The sequence below is a fragment of the Gymnodinialimonas sp. 57CJ19 genome, assembly GCF_038396845.1.
GTDB lineage: Bacteria > Pseudomonadota > Alphaproteobacteria > Rhodobacterales > Rhodobacteraceae > Gymnodinialimonas.
The window spans coordinates 3,475,802-3,490,043 of record NZ_CP151587.1 but is presented as its reverse complement, the minus strand read 5'-3'; the positions used below and the strand labels follow the sequence as shown (position 1 = coordinate 3,490,043).

At 61.5% G+C, this 14,242-nt stretch carries 15 protein-coding genes; 10 read left to right on the top strand and 5 right to left on the bottom strand.

Annotated elements, in window-relative coordinates; genetic code table 11:
* Window positions 1-5 precede the first annotated feature (5 nt).
* Entirely contained in the window at window positions 6-764 is a 759-nt protein-coding gene (locus AADW23_RS17000; protein ID WP_341862132.1) for an ABC transporter ATP-binding protein, read from the top strand.
* Between the two features lie 48 nt (window positions 765-812).
* A complete protein-coding gene (locus AADW23_RS16995; RefSeq protein WP_341862131.1) occupies window positions 813-1,568 on the top strand; it encodes an ABC transporter ATP-binding protein in 756 nt (251 codons plus the stop codon).
* Window positions 1,569-1,733: 165 nt separating this feature from the next.
* Here AADW23_RS16995 and AADW23_RS16990 read toward each other — a convergent pair whose 3' ends face one another.
* On the bottom strand, window positions 1,734-2,756 hold the full coding sequence (locus tag AADW23_RS16990) for a LacI family DNA-binding transcriptional regulator (RefSeq protein WP_341862130.1): 1,023 nt from the start codon (window positions 2,754-2,756) through the stop codon (window positions 1,734-1,736).
* Between the two features lie 177 nt (window positions 2,757-2,933).
* Between AADW23_RS16990 and hisD the strand changes: the two genes are divergently transcribed.
* From hisD to AADW23_RS16955, 7 genes are read left to right on the top strand one after another with little or no spacing between them, the layout of a single operon-like run.
* A complete protein-coding gene (gene hisD / locus AADW23_RS16985; protein WP_341862129.1) occupies window positions 2,934-4,241 on the top strand; it encodes a histidinol dehydrogenase in 1,308 nt (435 codons plus the stop codon).
* On the top strand, window positions 4,234-4,995 hold the full coding sequence (locus AADW23_RS16980) for an SDR family oxidoreductase (protein ID WP_341862128.1): 762 nt from the start codon (window positions 4,234-4,236) through the stop codon (window positions 4,993-4,995). Before hisD ends, AADW23_RS16980 begins: the two co-directional genes overlap by 8 nt.
* Entirely contained in the window at window positions 4,992-5,978 is a 987-nt protein-coding gene (locus AADW23_RS16975) for an alcohol dehydrogenase catalytic domain-containing protein (protein ID WP_341862127.1), read from the top strand. The genes AADW23_RS16980 and AADW23_RS16975 overlap by 4 nt, the downstream gene beginning before the upstream one ends.
* 33 nt (window positions 5,979-6,011) lie before the next feature.
* Window positions 6,012-6,518: a sulfopyruvate decarboxylase subunit alpha gene (locus AADW23_RS16970; RefSeq protein WP_341862126.1), complete on the top strand. Its 507-nt coding sequence runs from the start codon at window positions 6,012-6,014 to the stop codon at window positions 6,516-6,518.
* Window positions 6,515-7,069, top strand: a complete 555-nt coding sequence (comE, locus tag AADW23_RS16965; protein ID WP_341862125.1) for a sulfopyruvate decarboxylase subunit beta — start codon at window positions 6,515-6,517, stop codon at window positions 7,067-7,069. Before AADW23_RS16970 ends, comE begins: the two co-directional genes overlap by 4 nt.
* Entirely contained in the window at window positions 7,070-8,185 is a 1,116-nt protein-coding gene (locus AADW23_RS16960; protein ID WP_341862124.1) for an alpha-hydroxy acid oxidase, read from the top strand.
* 38 nt (window positions 8,186-8,223) lie between these two features.
* Entirely contained in the window at window positions 8,224-8,415 is a 192-nt protein-coding gene (locus AADW23_RS16955; protein ID WP_341862123.1) for a hypothetical protein, read from the top strand.
* Window positions 8,416-8,486: 71 nt separating this feature from the next.
* Here the strand turns inward: AADW23_RS16955 and AADW23_RS16950 are convergent, their stop codons facing one another.
* The 4 genes from AADW23_RS16950 to iolD are packed head-to-tail and all read right to left on the bottom strand — an operon-like array spanning window position 8,487 to window position 13,029.
* The gene (locus tag AADW23_RS16950) at window positions 8,487-9,326 is read right to left on the bottom strand and encodes a class II fructose-bisphosphate aldolase (protein ID WP_341862122.1); all 840 of its coding nucleotides are present in this window, start codon (window positions 9,324-9,326) and stop codon (window positions 8,487-8,489) included.
* A complete protein-coding gene (locus AADW23_RS16945; protein WP_341862121.1) occupies window positions 9,323-10,162 on the bottom strand; it encodes a 5-deoxy-glucuronate isomerase in 840 nt (279 codons plus the stop codon). Before AADW23_RS16945 ends, AADW23_RS16950 begins: the two co-directional genes overlap by 4 nt.
* Window positions 10,163-10,177: 15 nt before the next feature.
* On the bottom strand, window positions 10,178-11,158 hold the full coding sequence (gene iolC / locus AADW23_RS16940; protein ID WP_341864351.1) for a 5-dehydro-2-deoxygluconokinase: 981 nt from the start codon (window positions 11,156-11,158) through the stop codon (window positions 10,178-10,180).
* The gene (gene iolD / locus AADW23_RS16935) at window positions 11,158-13,029 is read right to left on the bottom strand and encodes a 3D-(3,5/4)-trihydroxycyclohexane-1,2-dione acylhydrolase (decyclizing) (protein WP_341862120.1); all 1,872 of its coding nucleotides are present in this window, start codon (window positions 13,027-13,029) and stop codon (window positions 11,158-11,160) included. Before iolD ends, iolC begins: the two co-directional genes overlap by 1 nt.
* 105 nt (window positions 13,030-13,134) lie before the next feature.
* Here iolD and AADW23_RS16930 point away from each other — a divergent pair, with 105 nt between their 5' ends.
* Entirely contained in the window at window positions 13,135-14,238 is a 1,104-nt protein-coding gene (locus tag AADW23_RS16930) for a Gfo/Idh/MocA family oxidoreductase (protein ID WP_341862119.1), read from the top strand.
* The last annotated feature ends 4 nt before the right edge of the window (window positions 14,239-14,242 follow it).

The following is a 14,242-nucleotide window of genomic DNA, read 5'->3' as shown; positions in this document are numbered from 1 at the left end:
AGACGATGGGAATGCTTGAAGTAGAAGGCGTGAACAAACGCTTCGGAGGCCTCCAGGCCTTGGGGAACGTGAACCTCAACGTGGAAGAAGGCAGTTGCCACGCGATCATCGGCCCAAACGGGGCCGGTAAATCGACGCTGCTTAACGTGCTGGTGGGCAAATTGATCCCCGACAGCGGGACGGTGTTGTTCGATGGCAAGCCGGTGTTGGGGCGCAAACCCCATGAGATCAACCAGATGGGCATCAGCCGCGTCTTCCAAACGCCCGAGATCTTCGCCGATCAAACGGTGCTGGAAAACGTCCTGATCCCCTGCTTCGCGGGCCGTGACGGGTCGTTCCGGATGCATGCCTACGAATCTATCGGCCAGGAGACCGACATACTGGCGCAAGCGATGGAGATGTTGCGCGAAGTCGACATGCACAAGAAGACCGAGATGCTCGCAGGCTCTCTGTCGCGCGGTGACAAACGGCGGCTGGAAATGGCCATGTCACTGGTGCAGAATCCGCGGCTTCTGCTGCTTGATGAGCCGACAGCGGGCATGGCTCGGGCCGATACCAACAACACAATCGAGCTGCTGAAAGAGATCCGCAAAACCCGCAACATCACCATGGCGATCATCGAGCATGACATGCACGTGGTCTTCAGCCTTGCCGACAGGATCACCGTCCTGGCCCAAGGCACGCCGCTGGTTGAAGACACCCCAGAGAACATCAAGGGCCACCCGAAAGTACGCGAAGCATATCTGGGCGATGCGCAGGTTTAACCTGCCGTTGCGCCCGTTGCCCGTCCTTGCGCTGATCGGAGATCACACATGACCACCACGTCCACATTTGACCCCAACGCCAACCACGCCGCCACCGCGCCCGCGTTTTTGTCGGTCTGGAATATTGATGCGTATTATGGCGAAAGCTACATCGTCCAAGGCGTAAGCTTCAACGTCCACGAGGGCGAGATTCTGGCCCTTCTGGGGCGCAACGGGGCGGGTAAAACCTCGACCCTGCGCGCCATTGCCCGCGTCGATGACCCCGAGGTTCGCCACGGCGAAATCTGGCTGGATCACAAGCCGCTGCACCAGATGAAAAGCCACCAAGCCGCGGCGTCAGGCGTAGCATTGGTGCCCGAAGACCGCCGCATCATCCCCGGCCTGACGGTGGAAGAGAACCTGAAACTGGCGCAGATCGCGCCGCCCGTGGGCTGGTCCCTTGAGCGTATCTACGAGCTCTTCCCCCGCCTAGAGGAACGCCGCAAACAAGAGGGCGTGACCCTCTCTGGTGGTGAACAACAGATGCTGGCCATCGCCCGCGCCTTGGCGCGCGACATCAAGATCCTGCTTCTCGATGAGCCCTACGAGGGCCTCGCCCCCGTCATCGTCCAGGAAATCGCCCGCACGCTGAACCTGATCCGCGATCAGGGGATCACGACGATCATCGTCGAGCAAAACGCCGTGGCCGCTCTGAAACTGGCGGACCGTGCCGTTATTCTGGACACCGGCAGTGTCGTCTTTGATGGCGATGCGAAGGAAGTTCTGGAAAACCAGGCCCTGCGCGAAGAATATCTCGCAATCTAAGCCGCTCGAAATACCGCCCGCCCCGCGCCAAAACCCACGTGGGGCGCGGGCGCTCGCTTTTTTGCGCGCCGTTCCCCTTCATCTTGGCCAATACAACTCAAGAACGCCGCCCACCCCCATCGTGACGGTGGGCGATGGTCCACCTCCTTTGCGGCCCGCTCCCCCTTACACCGGCGGCGGCCCCAGACTGTCTCGAAGTCGAAGTTCCGCCGTCAGTTCTTCCGCGACAACTTCCCCATCCCCATTCAAATAACCGATCAAGGCAGCGGCGGCCTTGCGCCCCATCTCTCGATGCGGGACATGGACGGTGGATAGTTTTGGGAAGGCCACCTGCGCCAATTCGATATCGTCGAACCCGGTGATCGACACGTCGCGGGGCACCTCTAATCCCATCTCTCGGGCGCGGTTCAACGCGCCGACGGCTAACACATCATTGCCGCATAAGACGGCCGTGGGCGGGGTGTCGGCCTGCAACAATCGGGTGAAAGCCTCCGCCCCGTTTTCGATGCCATAATTGGTCTCGACCACTGGCAAATCCACGTCCCGCAGGCCCGCGTCGCGCAGGGCATCGCGGACGCCGTCCAATCTTGCGCCCGCGCGGTCATTGGTGGCAGTGGGAGCAGATATCATCGCCAAGCGTCGATGGCCCAGGCGCAAGACCTCTCGTGCCATCGCGCCCATGGAGACACGGTTGTTGAACCCGATGGACGGGCGTGCGCCGTTGGGGTCGAAAGCCCATGTAATTAGCGTTGGCACCTGCTGCGTTTCCAGAAACTGATAGACCTCCGGGGCGCGTCTGTGACCCACCAACAACAGCGCATCGGCGCCGCGCGCCACGAGGGAGCGGATCTGACTTTCCTCCAAATCCGCCCGGTACGAAGAGCTGGCCACCAGAAGTGTATAGCCGTTCTTGTTCAGCTCTTCCTGAAACGCCTGAATGCCGCGGGCGAAAATGGCGTTTTCCATAGTGGGGATGATTGCGCCGATGGTGTTGGTGCGTTGTGCCGCCATCGCGCGGGCGCCGAAATTGGGGGAATAGCCAAGCTCTGCGATCGCGGCCATCACTTTGTCACGGGTCTTCTCCGACACTTGTTTGGGAAAGTTCAAACACCGAGAAACCGTCGCGGTCGAATAGCCGGATCGCTTTGCCACATCATGTAGCGTCGGGGTGGGGCGGGGCAGGTTCATCAGGCGTGTCACCTTATGGACATTGCTTGTCGAGCGCAAATGTAAAGGCTTGCATTCTGCCGATGTAAAGGCTTACAAAACTGCAAATGGAATCGCAGCGCCGCAGCGCCGAACCCGTTCATCGCCCGATCCCATCCCCGCGCCACGGGGTTTCTGCCACCGATAGGATGCCGATACATGACAAGAGAATACCTGAAGAAAGCGCCGCTCACCTCTGCGTCCGATGCATCCGACGTGCAGGAGACCGTGCGTTCCATCTTGGCAGAGATCGAGGCAGGCGGGGATGACAAGGCGCGCGAATACGCGGCGAAGTTCGACAAGTACGAGGGCAATATTATCCTCACCAAGGAAGAGATCGCCGCCGCAAGTGCTCTCGTTCCCGCCAAGCTGAAGGCTGATATCCAGTTCGCCCACGATAACGTGCGGCGCTTTGCGCTGGCGCAAAAAGCCACCGTCAGCGATGTGGAGGTCGAGGTCGTGCCGGGTCTTATCGCCGGGCAAAAGGCGATCCCCGTGGATGCGGCGGGCTGTTATGTGCCGGGGGGACGCTACAGCCATATCGCCAGCGCCATCATGACCGTGACGACCGCTAAGGTCGCCGGGTGTAAACATATTATCGCAACTTCTCCGCCACGCCCCGGCATCGGTGTGGCCCCGGCCATTGTCTATGCGGCCCATATCTGCGGCGCGGATACAATTATGGCGCTGGGGGGCGTGCAGGGTATCGCGGCGATGACCTTTGGTCTTTTTGGGCTGCCAAAGGCCAACATTCTCGTGGGCCCCGGAAACCAGTTTGTGGCCGAGGCCAAGCGCCACCTGTTCGGGCGCGTGGGCATCGACATGATCGCCGGGCCGACCGATAGCTTGATCCTTGCTGACCGCTCCGCTGATCCCCATGTGGTGGCCACCGACCTCGTCAGTCAGGCCGAGCATGGCTATAACTCTCCGGTCTGGCTGGTCACCGATGACAAGGCGCTGGCCGAAGATGTCATGGCCCGCATCCCCGCCTTGATCGACGCTCTGCCCGAGGTGAACCGGGAAAACGCCGCCGCCGCATGGCGCGATTACGCAGAGGTGATCGTCTGCGCGGATCGCGAGGACATGGCCGCGTGTTCCGACGAATATGCCCCCGAGCATCTGACGGCGCAGGCCGAGGATCTGGCGTGGTGGAAAGACCGCCTCAGCTGCTATGGCTCCTTGTTCCTTGGCGAGGAAACGACCGTGGCTTACGGCGACAAGGCATCGGGAACCAACCATGTTTTGCCCACGTCGGGCGCAGCCAGCTACACCGGTGGGTTGTCGGTTCATAAGTACATGAAGATCGTGACATGGCAGCAAGCAACCCGCGAAGGCTCCCGAGATGTGGCGATTGCCACCGCACGGATCTCGCGACTTGAGGGGATGGAGGGACATGCCCGTTCAGCCGACGTGCGGTTGGCCAAGTACTTCCCCGACGAAGTCTTCGATCTGTCCTCAAATGCTTGATGCTGCCGCCCTTTTTGACCTGCGCGGCCGGGTGGCCTGCGTCACCGGCGCTTCGGCGGGGCTGGGGCAGCGGGCAGCCGACGTCCTGGCCGACGCGGGCGCGCGCGTGGTGGGGGTGGCGCGCCGCGCCGATGCCTTGGCCGATTGGGTGGAGCGGACGGGCGCGCCCGCCGCGGCAGTCACGGCGGATTTGGCTGACCGCGCCGCAATCTCGCAGATCGCCGCCGACATATGCGCCCCGTTCGGGGCCCCGGATATTGTCGTCCATGCCGCCGGGATCAATACGCGCGAGGCGGCAGATGAGGTGACAGCGGACGGGTGGGACATGACCCTGAACCTCAACCTGGCGGCGCCGTTTTTTCTGACGCAGGCGCTGGTGCCTGCGATGAAGGAAAAGCGCTGGGGCAGGGTGGTAACCTTTGCGTCCCTCCAGACCACCCGCGCTTTCCCCGGCGGCGTGGCTTACGGCGCATCCAAGGCCGGCATCGGCCAGTTGACCCGTGCCATGGCCGAGGCATGGTCGCGCTTCGGCATCAACGCCAATGCCATCGGTCCGGGCTTCTTCCCGACAGAGCTGACGGGGCCGGTGTTCTCGGACCCGGATCGCGTCGCGCGGAACGCCGCGCAAACTTGCGTCGGGCGCAATGGCGCGTTGGAAGACATTGACGGCCCGTTGCTTTTCCTGTGTTCAGAGGCTGCATCCTACGTGACGGGACAAGTCCTGATGGTTGATGGGGGATATACAGCGAAATGAAGGCGCTTGTTTATGACGGGCCCGAGGCCCTTGGGTTCCGTGAAGTGCCCGATGCGGAGGCTGCCCCCGGACAGCATTTGGTCAAGGTCATGTCTGTGGGTATTTGCGGGTCTGACATGCATGCCTATCTGGGCCACGACGCGCGCCGCCCCGCGCCTCTGATCCTTGGCCATGAAGCCGCCGGAGTGATCATTGGCGGCCCCCGTGCCGGAGAGCGGGTTACCGTGAACCCGCTGGTGTCGTGTGGCACCTGTGCGGCCTGCACGGCAGGCACCGGAAACCTTTGTGCTGATCGTATGATCATCTCTTTGCCGCCGCGCGAAGGGGCCTTTGCGCAACTGGTGGCAATGCGCGATGAGAACCTTGTGACAGTGCCCGATCACGTGTCCTACGATGCGGCTTGCCTGGCAGAGCCGATTGCCTGCGGCTGGCACGCCGTCCGTCTTGCCAAGCGCGTGGTGCCGGATGCCGCCCATGCATTGGTGATCGGCGGCGGCGCTATCGGTCTTGGCGCGGCGCTGTCGCTCAGCGCGCAGGGCATCACCGATGTCACCATTCTGGAACCCAATGACCTGCGCCGGACGGCTCTGAACGGGCTTTGCCAACAACGGGCCATTTCCCCCGATGATCTGCCCGCCGATGCCCTGTTCGACGTGGTGATTGACGCCGTTGGCTTTGCGGCCACCCGTGCCACCGCCTCGGCCCATGCCCGGCCCGGAGGGGTGATTGCCCATATCGGGTTGGGGGAAGCTACGGGTGGTTTGGACGTTCGCCGGATGACCTTGCAAGAGATCACCTTTATCGGCACCTATACCTACACCGCGCAGGATTTCCGGGACACCGCGCAAGCCATCTTCGATAGTCGCCTGGGCCCGCTTAATTGGACCGAGGCCCGGCCTCTCTCCGACGGGGCGCAGGCCTTCGTAGACATCCGTTCCGGCAAAACCGCCGCGCCCAAAATTGTGCTGCGGCCCTTTGATTAACCACTCCCTCAGCAACAGGAGCTTGTGACGCCCGTGAGTATTTCCAAGAAGATCGTTGACGATTTCGTCGCCAACGACGTGTCCTTTGTCACCACCGTGCCCTGCAAACAGCTCGCCGGGGTGATTGATGAGGTCGAAGCCCGGCCCGAGATTTTCCACATCCCCTCCAACAAGGAAGATGAGGGGATGGGCCTGTGTGCCGGCGCCTTCATGGGCGGCAAGCGCCCCGCGATCATCATGCAAAACACCGCGATTGGCGTGACGATCAACACGCTGGCCACGCTGATCCAGTATTACCGCATGCCCCTGCCGATGCTGATCTCGTATCGCGGTGAGTTGCGAGAGCCGGTGGCCTGTCAGGTTGAAATGGCGGTCCACACCAAGGCGCTGTTGAGCCAGATGAACATCCCCACGTACCATTTCCACAAGGAAAGTGACGCGGATGAACTGGACGCGATCCTGAAATACACCTTCATGTGCAACAAACCTGTGGCCATCCTCACCGATGCGTCCTTCTGGGGAGGCTACGGCGACCAATGATCCGTTCCGAAATCCTGCGCGAAATCGCGCCCATCCTGAACCCGCACCTCGTCGTCTGCAACATCGGCCTGCCAAGCCAGGAACTGCACATGATCGACGACAACGCGCGTAATTTCTACATGCTCGGCACCATGGGCCTGTCGTCCTCCATCGGCCTCGGCCTTGCTCTGGCGCAAGACAAGACCGTGATCTCGATCGACGGCGACGGCTCGGTGCTGACGAACCTTGGCACGCTGCCCACAATCGCCAACAACGTGGCCGATAACTACATCCTGTTGATCATCGACAACGGCTCCTATGGCTCTACCGGCGACCAGCCAACCTATGCGGGCAAACTGACGAAGCTCGAGAACGTCGCAAAGGCCTGTGGCTGCGAGAATGTCGTCGTCTGCGAAGACAAAAACACCGGTGCGGCGCTGCAAGCGGCCATCGACAGCAAGCAGATGACCATCATCGTGTCCAAGTGCGACAGCGGCAACATCAAGCTGCCCGTGATCACGAAAGACCCGGTGGTGATCCGTCAGCGGTTCATGGACGCGGTGGCGAGCTAGATGATCCACTCCAGTGCAGACGCGCGGCGCCTTGCGAAGCGGCGTTTGCCCTGGATGGTGTTCGACTATATCGACGGTGCCGCAGGTGCCGAGGCGGGGGCCGCGCGGGGCCGCGCGGCCTTTGATGCACTGGCGTTGCAGCCCCGAATCCTGCGCGATGTCAGTACGCGGGACCTGGGCGCTTCGGTGTTCGGGACGGTGACGAAAGCCCCCTTTGGCATCAGCCCCATGGGCATGTGCAACCTCGCTGCCCCCGGCGCCGATATGATGCTGGCCCGCCTAGCGGCGCGTGAAGGCGTGCCGCTTGGCGTGTCCACCGTGGCCTCTACCGCGATGGAGCCGTTGATCGAGGAAGCCCAGGGGAACGCGTGGTTCCAGCTTTATTTCACGGGCGACGGCTCGGGCACCTTCAAGCTGGTGGAGCGGGCAAAATCCGCCGGATATCAAACGCTTGTCCTCACCGTGGACGTGCCGGAAGTGGGCCGCCGCCCGCGTGAGTTGCGCCACGGTTTCACCATGCCCTTCAAGATCGGCCCCCGGCAATTCGTCGACTTCGCCCTGCACCCGCAGTGGTCCATCGCGCAGCTTCTGGCGGGCAAGCCCGACATGGCGAATTTCCGGATGGAGGGGTTCGACTTTGACCGCAAAGCCTCTCGCGCCAGGGCCGATTTCGGCACGCTAGCCAAGCTGCGCGAGATGTGGCCCGGCAAGCTGGTGGTCAAAGGCGTGCTGGACGCCGAAGATGCATTTCTTATAAAAGAAGCGGGCGTCGATGCGATCCAGGTTTCAAGCCACGGCGCACGTCAATTGGAAAGCGCACCGGTGCCGATCAATGTACTGCCCGCAATCCGTGCCGCTGTCGGACCGACGTTTCCGCTGTTCTTCGACACTGGCCTGCGCGGCGGAGAGGACGTGGTGAAAGCCTATGCCCAAGGCGCGAATTTCACCTTCCTGGGCCGCATCCTACAGTTTGCCATCGCCGCAGGCGGCGAGGCGGGGTTGCAAACCCTCTGGAGCGTCCTGAAAGACGAGACGAGCATCACCCTCGCGCAGATCGGGGCCACCTCGATGCGGCTGGATGGTGGTGTGCTCGCCAAGGGGCCCACGTCCGCCTAAGTCTTGCGGTTGCTTGCCCGCTTGGGCTAGCTGGCGGAATGAAACTGATCGACCCCTCACACCCCTTCTTTCAAGCCGCATGGCGGCGTTGGCTGCTGGTGCTCGTGCCATTCGTGTGGGCGTTTGTAGAGATGTCCTTCGGCAATGATGTCTGGGCCTATCTCTCGGCCGGGATCGGCGGGTTTCTGGCCTATAACCTGATCTTTACATGGCCAAAATCTGACAGCTAGACCAATTGGTTAAGGGCTCCGAGCCTCAGGGGGAGTCGCGGCTCGGGGGGGCGGGAATCCCATGGTCGCGGTTACGCTTTGCCAGAAGCATTCATACTACGGAAAACGTTGCGGGTGGCCTCAAAAACCGGATCGTGAGTGTCGCGCAGTATCTGGACGCGGTCAAAGCGATCAGGGTCGGCATTCACCGCATCGCGCAACGCCGCCCCGAAGGCCATGCGCAGTTCCGTGCCGATATTGAACTTGCCGATCTGCGAGCCGGTGGCGAGGGATAATCGCTGCGCATTCGGCACCCCTGACCCGCCGTGGATCACCAAAGGCACATCGGTCAGGGCCTCAATCGCGCGGATTCGCGGCTCGTCCAGCCCGCCCTCATGATCCTGCTGCAAGTGGACATTGCCGACGCTGATCGCCATGGCATCCACCCCGGTTTCCATGGCAAAGCGTGCGGCGTCTTCCGGGTCTGTGCCAGCGCTGGCCTCTCCACCCGAGTAGCCAACGAACCCGATCTCCCCCTCTGCTGAAATTCCTGCGCTATGAGCCAGTTCCACGACCGCGCGGGTCTGCGCGATGTTCTCATCCAACGGCAGCCTAGAGCCGTCAAACATCAGCGAAGTGAAGCCCGCGTCCAGTGCGGCTTTGCAATCGTCCATGGTATAGCCGTGGTCCAAATGCGCCACCACGGGCACCGAGACGCTTTCGGCCAAGTGCCTGAACATCTTACCTAAAATCGGCAGAGGCGTGTGTTCACGGCAGGACGGGCCTGCTTGTAGAATAACCGGCGCACGCTCGGCCTCGGCGGCCATCGCGAAGGCGCGCATGTCCTCCCATCCAAGGCAGACAAGGCCGGGAACAGCATAGCCCCCGGTGGAAGCGGGCACGACGACATCAGAGAGCGTGGCGAGGGTCATTTGAACTTTGCCACCATATCCATGATGCCGGGGATCGTGTGCAATTGCTCGGCATGGGTGGGCTGAAAGTACTGTTTCAGGCTGCGCTGCGACAGGCCGCCCAGAATGGTAAAGTAGTACATTTCGTACCCCGGAAGGGCGCAGCAGGGATGGTAGCCCTTGTCGATCAGAACCGTAGATCCGTTGACAATGTGATAGGCATCGCCCGGCTCGTTATCCACGCGCTGCAACATTTGCAGGCCCGAGCCGTAGTCTGGTTTGAAACGGAAGTTGTAGGTTTCATCGTGGCGTGTCTCGTCGGGCAAGCGGTCCGTGTCATGCTTGTGAGACGGGAATCCAGACCAGCCGCCGGCCCCCACGGTAAACAGCTCACTCACCAGCAGGCGCCCCACACGGTCATGGTGGCTTGCGCCGAGGATGTGTTTGATCTTGCGGTGCGTTTTCGTGTCATCCGAGCCGTATTGCACCAGGTCCAGATCGGCGGAGCGCACCGCGAAAGGCTTTAGCGTCTCGGCAAACTGCGCCCCTGCAATGAAGACTTCGGTGTCGGTCTGCGCTGTGATACGGGCGCCTGTGTCCGTGGGCACATAGACGCCCTCGGGGTCGCCGTCCCAGACATCGGCGCCGCGGTTGCCGATGTCTGTGTAGGTCTCTCCGCCCGCTTCGACGGTGACCGTGCCGGTCGCCGGAACGACGCAGGTTTCATAGCCTTTTAGGCGGTAGTCGAAGGTCTCGCCTGATTTCAGTTTTACGATATTGAAGTAAGTCAGCGGCACATGGGCGTCGTCCACGTCCACGATCGCCTTGTTCTGGTTATCAAACGGAGGGATATGCATGGTGGTTTAGTCCTTTCAGGCCGGTTCACCGGCGCGGGTTGGCCCGGGGTGTTCGTTCAAGAATGCGTCCAATTCGGCGCGGGTGGGCATGGCGGGGGCGCATCCGACCCGAGCCACAACCATGGCGGCGTTGGCAGAGCCTTGCAGCACAGCTTCGTCGATGGGTAGTCCGTCCGCTAAACCGACCACGAAACCACCCATGAAGCTATCGCCCGCGCCTGTGGGTTTCAGGGCCTCCGTACGGAAAATTCCGGTGCGAATCTCACCCTCCGGGGTGATCGTGACCGCGCCTTCTTCGCCCATTTTGTAGACCGCGATGGCGGCGCCGTTCCCCACCAATTCACGCGCTTTTTCAAGGCCTTGGTCGTAGTCTCCGGCCATGAAGCCGAACTCCACATCATTGCCTACGATCACGTTACACATGGCTCCGGCGCGGGAATATACCTCGGCGGCGACCGCGGCTGAGGGCCAGGAGTAGGGGCGGTAGTCCACGTCAAAGATCAGCTGTAACCCGGCCTCTTTCGCCAGTTCAAATGCGCGGAACGCGGCGCTGCGCGACGGCTCTGCCGCGAAGACTGTGCCGGTGGTGATCAACGCGTCGAATGCGGTGTAATCCACGGCTTCCACATCGGCGATTGTCATCTCAAAATCAGCGGCGCCGTTGCGATAGATCACCGACTGGTGATCCTCGATCCGGGTCTCAACCACGGCGAGCGAATTGCGCGCCTCGCCGCCCTCTGCGTGCACATGGGTGCGGTCGATGCCGTAGTGGTCCAGCTGATTACAGCAGTACCGCCCGATCGCGTCGTCGGCCACGCGGGTGACCAAGGAAGCCTGCCCCCCAAGCCGCGTGATCGCGACGCCGATGTTGGCAGAGGAGCCGCCGAGGCAGGTGAAGAAATGCGTCGCATCCTCGGTCCGAGTGCCGGGAGGGTCGGGGTACATATCCATTCCGGCACGGCCGATGATAAGGAAGTTCTTGCCCTGAAGCTGCATCACACGCCCTGCCTTTGCTTGATCCGCTCCGCTTCCCATTCCGCATGCTTTTCGCGCACGTTGGGATTGTCCGAAACCTGAGGTGTCCCAACCTCCCACCAGGCGTGACCTTCTGTGGTCCAGCCCTCATAGGGGTCCACCTTCATCACAATAACAGAGGTCTTGTCGGCGGCCTTGGCACGCTTGAAGGCCTCGGCCAACTCGGCAGGGTTGGACACGGTTTCCGTCGCCGCCCCCATGGACCGCGCGTGGGCGTCGAAATCTATCGTGAAGGGTTCGGGGACCGTGGGGCAATCGGCGATCAAGTTGTTGAAACTCTCGTTTCCAGTGTTGTTCTGCAGCTTGTTGATGACGGCGAAACCGCCGTTATCGAGCACGAGAACGATCATTTTCTTCTGGGTCAGGACACTTGAGTAGATGTCCGAATTCATCAAGAGGTAGCTGCCATCTCCGCAGAAGACGATGGTATCGGCTGTGGGTTCACCTTCGGATTGTGCAATCCTCGCGCCCCAGCCTCCTGCAATTTCATAGCCCATGCAAGAGAAGCCGAACTCCACATCTACTGTGCCCACATCAAGGGTGCGCCAGTTGGCCGTAACTTCGGCAGGCAGCCCCCCCGCGGCGGCAACAACACGATCCCGCTTGTCGCACAGCGCATTTACTACGCCGATGGCTTGGGCATAAGAATTGGGGCGGTTGCCGGGGGCCACGTTGTCCGCGACATAGGCTGTCCACTTCGCCCGCTCGGCCTTGGCCTTGTCCGTCCACTCCGTCGGCGCGGCGTAGCTGCCCAGAGCCGACCCGAGGGCCGGAAGGCTCTGCTTGGCGTCGCCCACCACTGGCAGTGACAGGTGCTTGGCCGCATCGTGGCGACCGACGTTCAGACCGATCAACACCGCGTCTTTGGCGAAGGCGGTCCACGATCCGGTGGTGAAATCCTGCAAGCGCGTCCCAACGGCAAGGATCACATCAGCCTCTTGCGCGATGATATTGGCCGAGTCCGATCCCGTAACTCCCAAAGGCCCGATGTTCAGCCCATGATCGTCCAACAGGTTGGCGCGTCCGGCGATGGTTTCAACAACGGGGATGTTGTGGGCCTCGGCGAAAGCGGTCAATTCGGCCACGGTGCCGGCGTATTGGACGCCGCCCCCCGCAATGATCACTGGACGTTCGGCCTGCATCAGTGCCGCTGCGGCATCGGCGATTTCGGCGGGATCCGGGGCTTGGCTGCGGATGCGATGGACGCGACGCGCGAAGAAGGCTTCGGGGTAGTCGTAGGTCCAGCCTTGAACGTCTTGGGGTAATCCAAGGAACGCGGGACCGCAATCAGCGGGGTCCAACATGGTGGCCAAGGCGGCGGGCAGGGATTGGATAATCTGCGCGGGATGCGTGATTCGATCCCAGAAGCGGGTCACAGCCTTGAAGGCATCGTTAACGCCGAGGGTTGGGTTCCCAAAATGCTCTAGCTGTTGCAGCACCGGATCGGGCAGGCGCGTAATGAAAGTATCGCCGCATAGCATCAGCATCGGCAAGCGGTTTGCGTGGGCAAGGGCAGAGGCTGTCAGCAAGTTGGCCGTGCCGGGCCCGGCGGATGCGGTGCAAAACATGAAGCGGCGGCGCAGGTGGTATTTGGCGTAAGCCGCGGCTGCAAAGCCCATGCTTTGTTCATTCTGGCCGCGATAAAGCGGCAGCACGTCCTGCACCGGATACAACGCCTCGCCCAGGCAGGGCACGTTGCCGTGGCCGAATATCCCGAAGCCGCCACCGCAGATGCGTGTTTCGACGCCATCAATCTCAATGAACTGGTTCATCAGATAGCGCACAATGGCTTGCGCCACGGTCAGCCGAATGGTGTGTGTCGGTGCGGTCATGGTATTTCCCCGGTCGGATTCCAGATTGGATATTGCGAAGGTGTCCCTTGCAGGATACGTGTTTTGCAACCGGTTGCAACACGGTTGAGCAAGGGAAGGTGCGTTATGGGTAATATCGGCATTGGCTTGGTCGGCGGCGGCTATATGGGGAAGGCCCATGCGGTCGCCATGGCATCTGTGGGGGCAGTGTTCAACACGGCCCTGCGCCCTCGTTTAGAAATGATTGCCGCCTCCAGCGACGCCTCGGCGGAACGCTACCGTGAGGCTTTCGGGTTCGCTCGTGCCACAGGCGACTGGCGGACCTTGGTGGCCGATCCGAAGGTAGAGGCCATCGTAATTGCCTCGCCCCAAGAAACCCACCGAGATATCGCCGAAGCCGCATTTTCCGCCGGAAAGCCAGTGTTTTGCGAGAAGCCCCTTGGCGCCTCGTTCGAGGATGCGTCCGCAATGGTCGCCGCCGCAGAAGCCGCCAATCTGCCCAATATGATCGGCTTCAACTACGTACGCACCCCCGCCACACAATTCGTTCGAAAGCTGTTGGAAGAGGGCGCGATCGGCGATGTGACGTGGTTCCGGGGCGAGCACACAGAAGATTTCTTGGCCGACCCCAATGAACCAGCCAACTGGCGCACCACCGGACGTGCCAACGGCTGCATGGGTGATCTTGCGCCTCACATGATTAACTGCGCGTTAGCTTTGATGGGGCCGATGGCGGCGGTTTTTGCCTCGATCGAGACCGTTCACGCGACGCGAGGTGGGGTGAAAGTTGATAACGACGACCACGCTCAGATGATGGTGCGATTTGCCAATGGCGCGATGGGGCACCTTTACTTCAGCCGCACGGCCACGGGCCGAAAAATGGGCTATGCCTATGAAATTCATGGCACAAAAGGCTCTATTCGCTTCGATCAGGAGGACCAGAATGCCGTTCACCTCTACCGAGCCGAGGGGCCTGAAGCGACGCGCGGGTTCGTGAAAATCCTCACGGGGCCAGAGCACCCGGATTATCTGCCGTTCTGTCAGGGGCCGGGGCATGGCACCGGCTATCAGGATCAAATCATTATTGAGGCGCGCGACTTCCTGCGTGCCATAGAAACGGGCACATCTATCTGGCCCACGTTCCGCGACGGGCTTGACGTCAGCCGGATCATCGACACCGCCTTTGTGGCCGCCGAAACCGGCGGTTGGGCCTCTATCCCTCAGGACTGAAAGG

Excerpts from the sequence above, each read along its gene's own strand:
- AADW23_RS16980 (WP_341862128.1), top strand. The coding sequence starts at position 4,234 with ATGCTTGATGCTGCCGCCCTTTTTGACCTGCGCGGCCGGGTGGCCTGC.
- iolD (WP_341862120.1), bottom strand. The coding sequence starts at position 13,029 with ATGACCGCACCGACACACACCATTCGGCTGACCGTGGCGCAAGCCATT.
- iolC (WP_341864351.1), bottom strand. The coding sequence starts at position 11,158 with ATGCAGCTTCAGGGCAAGAACTTCCTTATCATCGGCCGTGCCGGAATG.
- AADW23_RS16990 (WP_341862130.1), bottom strand. The coding sequence starts at position 2,756 with ATGAACCTGCCCCGCCCCACCCCGACGCTACATGATGTGGCAAAGCGA.
- AADW23_RS16930 (WP_341862119.1), top strand. The coding sequence starts at position 13,135 with ATGGGTAATATCGGCATTGGCTTGGTCGGCGGCGGCTATATGGGGAAG.
- AADW23_RS17000 (WP_341862132.1), top strand. The coding sequence starts at position 6 with ATGGGAATGCTTGAAGTAGAAGGCGTGAACAAACGCTTCGGAGGCCTC.
- AADW23_RS16955 (WP_341862123.1), top strand. The coding sequence starts at position 8,224 with ATGAAACTGATCGACCCCTCACACCCCTTCTTTCAAGCCGCATGGCGG.
- AADW23_RS16995 (WP_341862131.1), top strand. The coding sequence starts at position 813 with ATGACCACCACGTCCACATTTGACCCCAACGCCAACCACGCCGCCACC.
- AADW23_RS16945 (WP_341862121.1), bottom strand. The coding sequence starts at position 10,162 with ATGCATATCCCTCCGTTTGATAACCAGAACAAGGCGATCGTGGACGTG.
- AADW23_RS16960 (WP_341862124.1), top strand. The coding sequence starts at position 7,070 with ATGATCCACTCCAGTGCAGACGCGCGGCGCCTTGCGAAGCGGCGTTTG.
- AADW23_RS16975 (WP_341862127.1), top strand. The coding sequence starts at position 4,992 with ATGAAGGCGCTTGTTTATGACGGGCCCGAGGCCCTTGGGTTCCGTGAA.
- hisD (WP_341862129.1), top strand. The coding sequence starts at position 2,934 with ATGACAAGAGAATACCTGAAGAAAGCGCCGCTCACCTCTGCGTCCGAT.
- comE (WP_341862125.1), top strand. The coding sequence starts at position 6,515 with ATGATCCGTTCCGAAATCCTGCGCGAAATCGCGCCCATCCTGAACCCG.
- AADW23_RS16950 (WP_341862122.1), bottom strand. The coding sequence starts at position 9,326 with ATGACCCTCGCCACGCTCTCTGATGTCGTCGTGCCCGCTTCCACCGGG.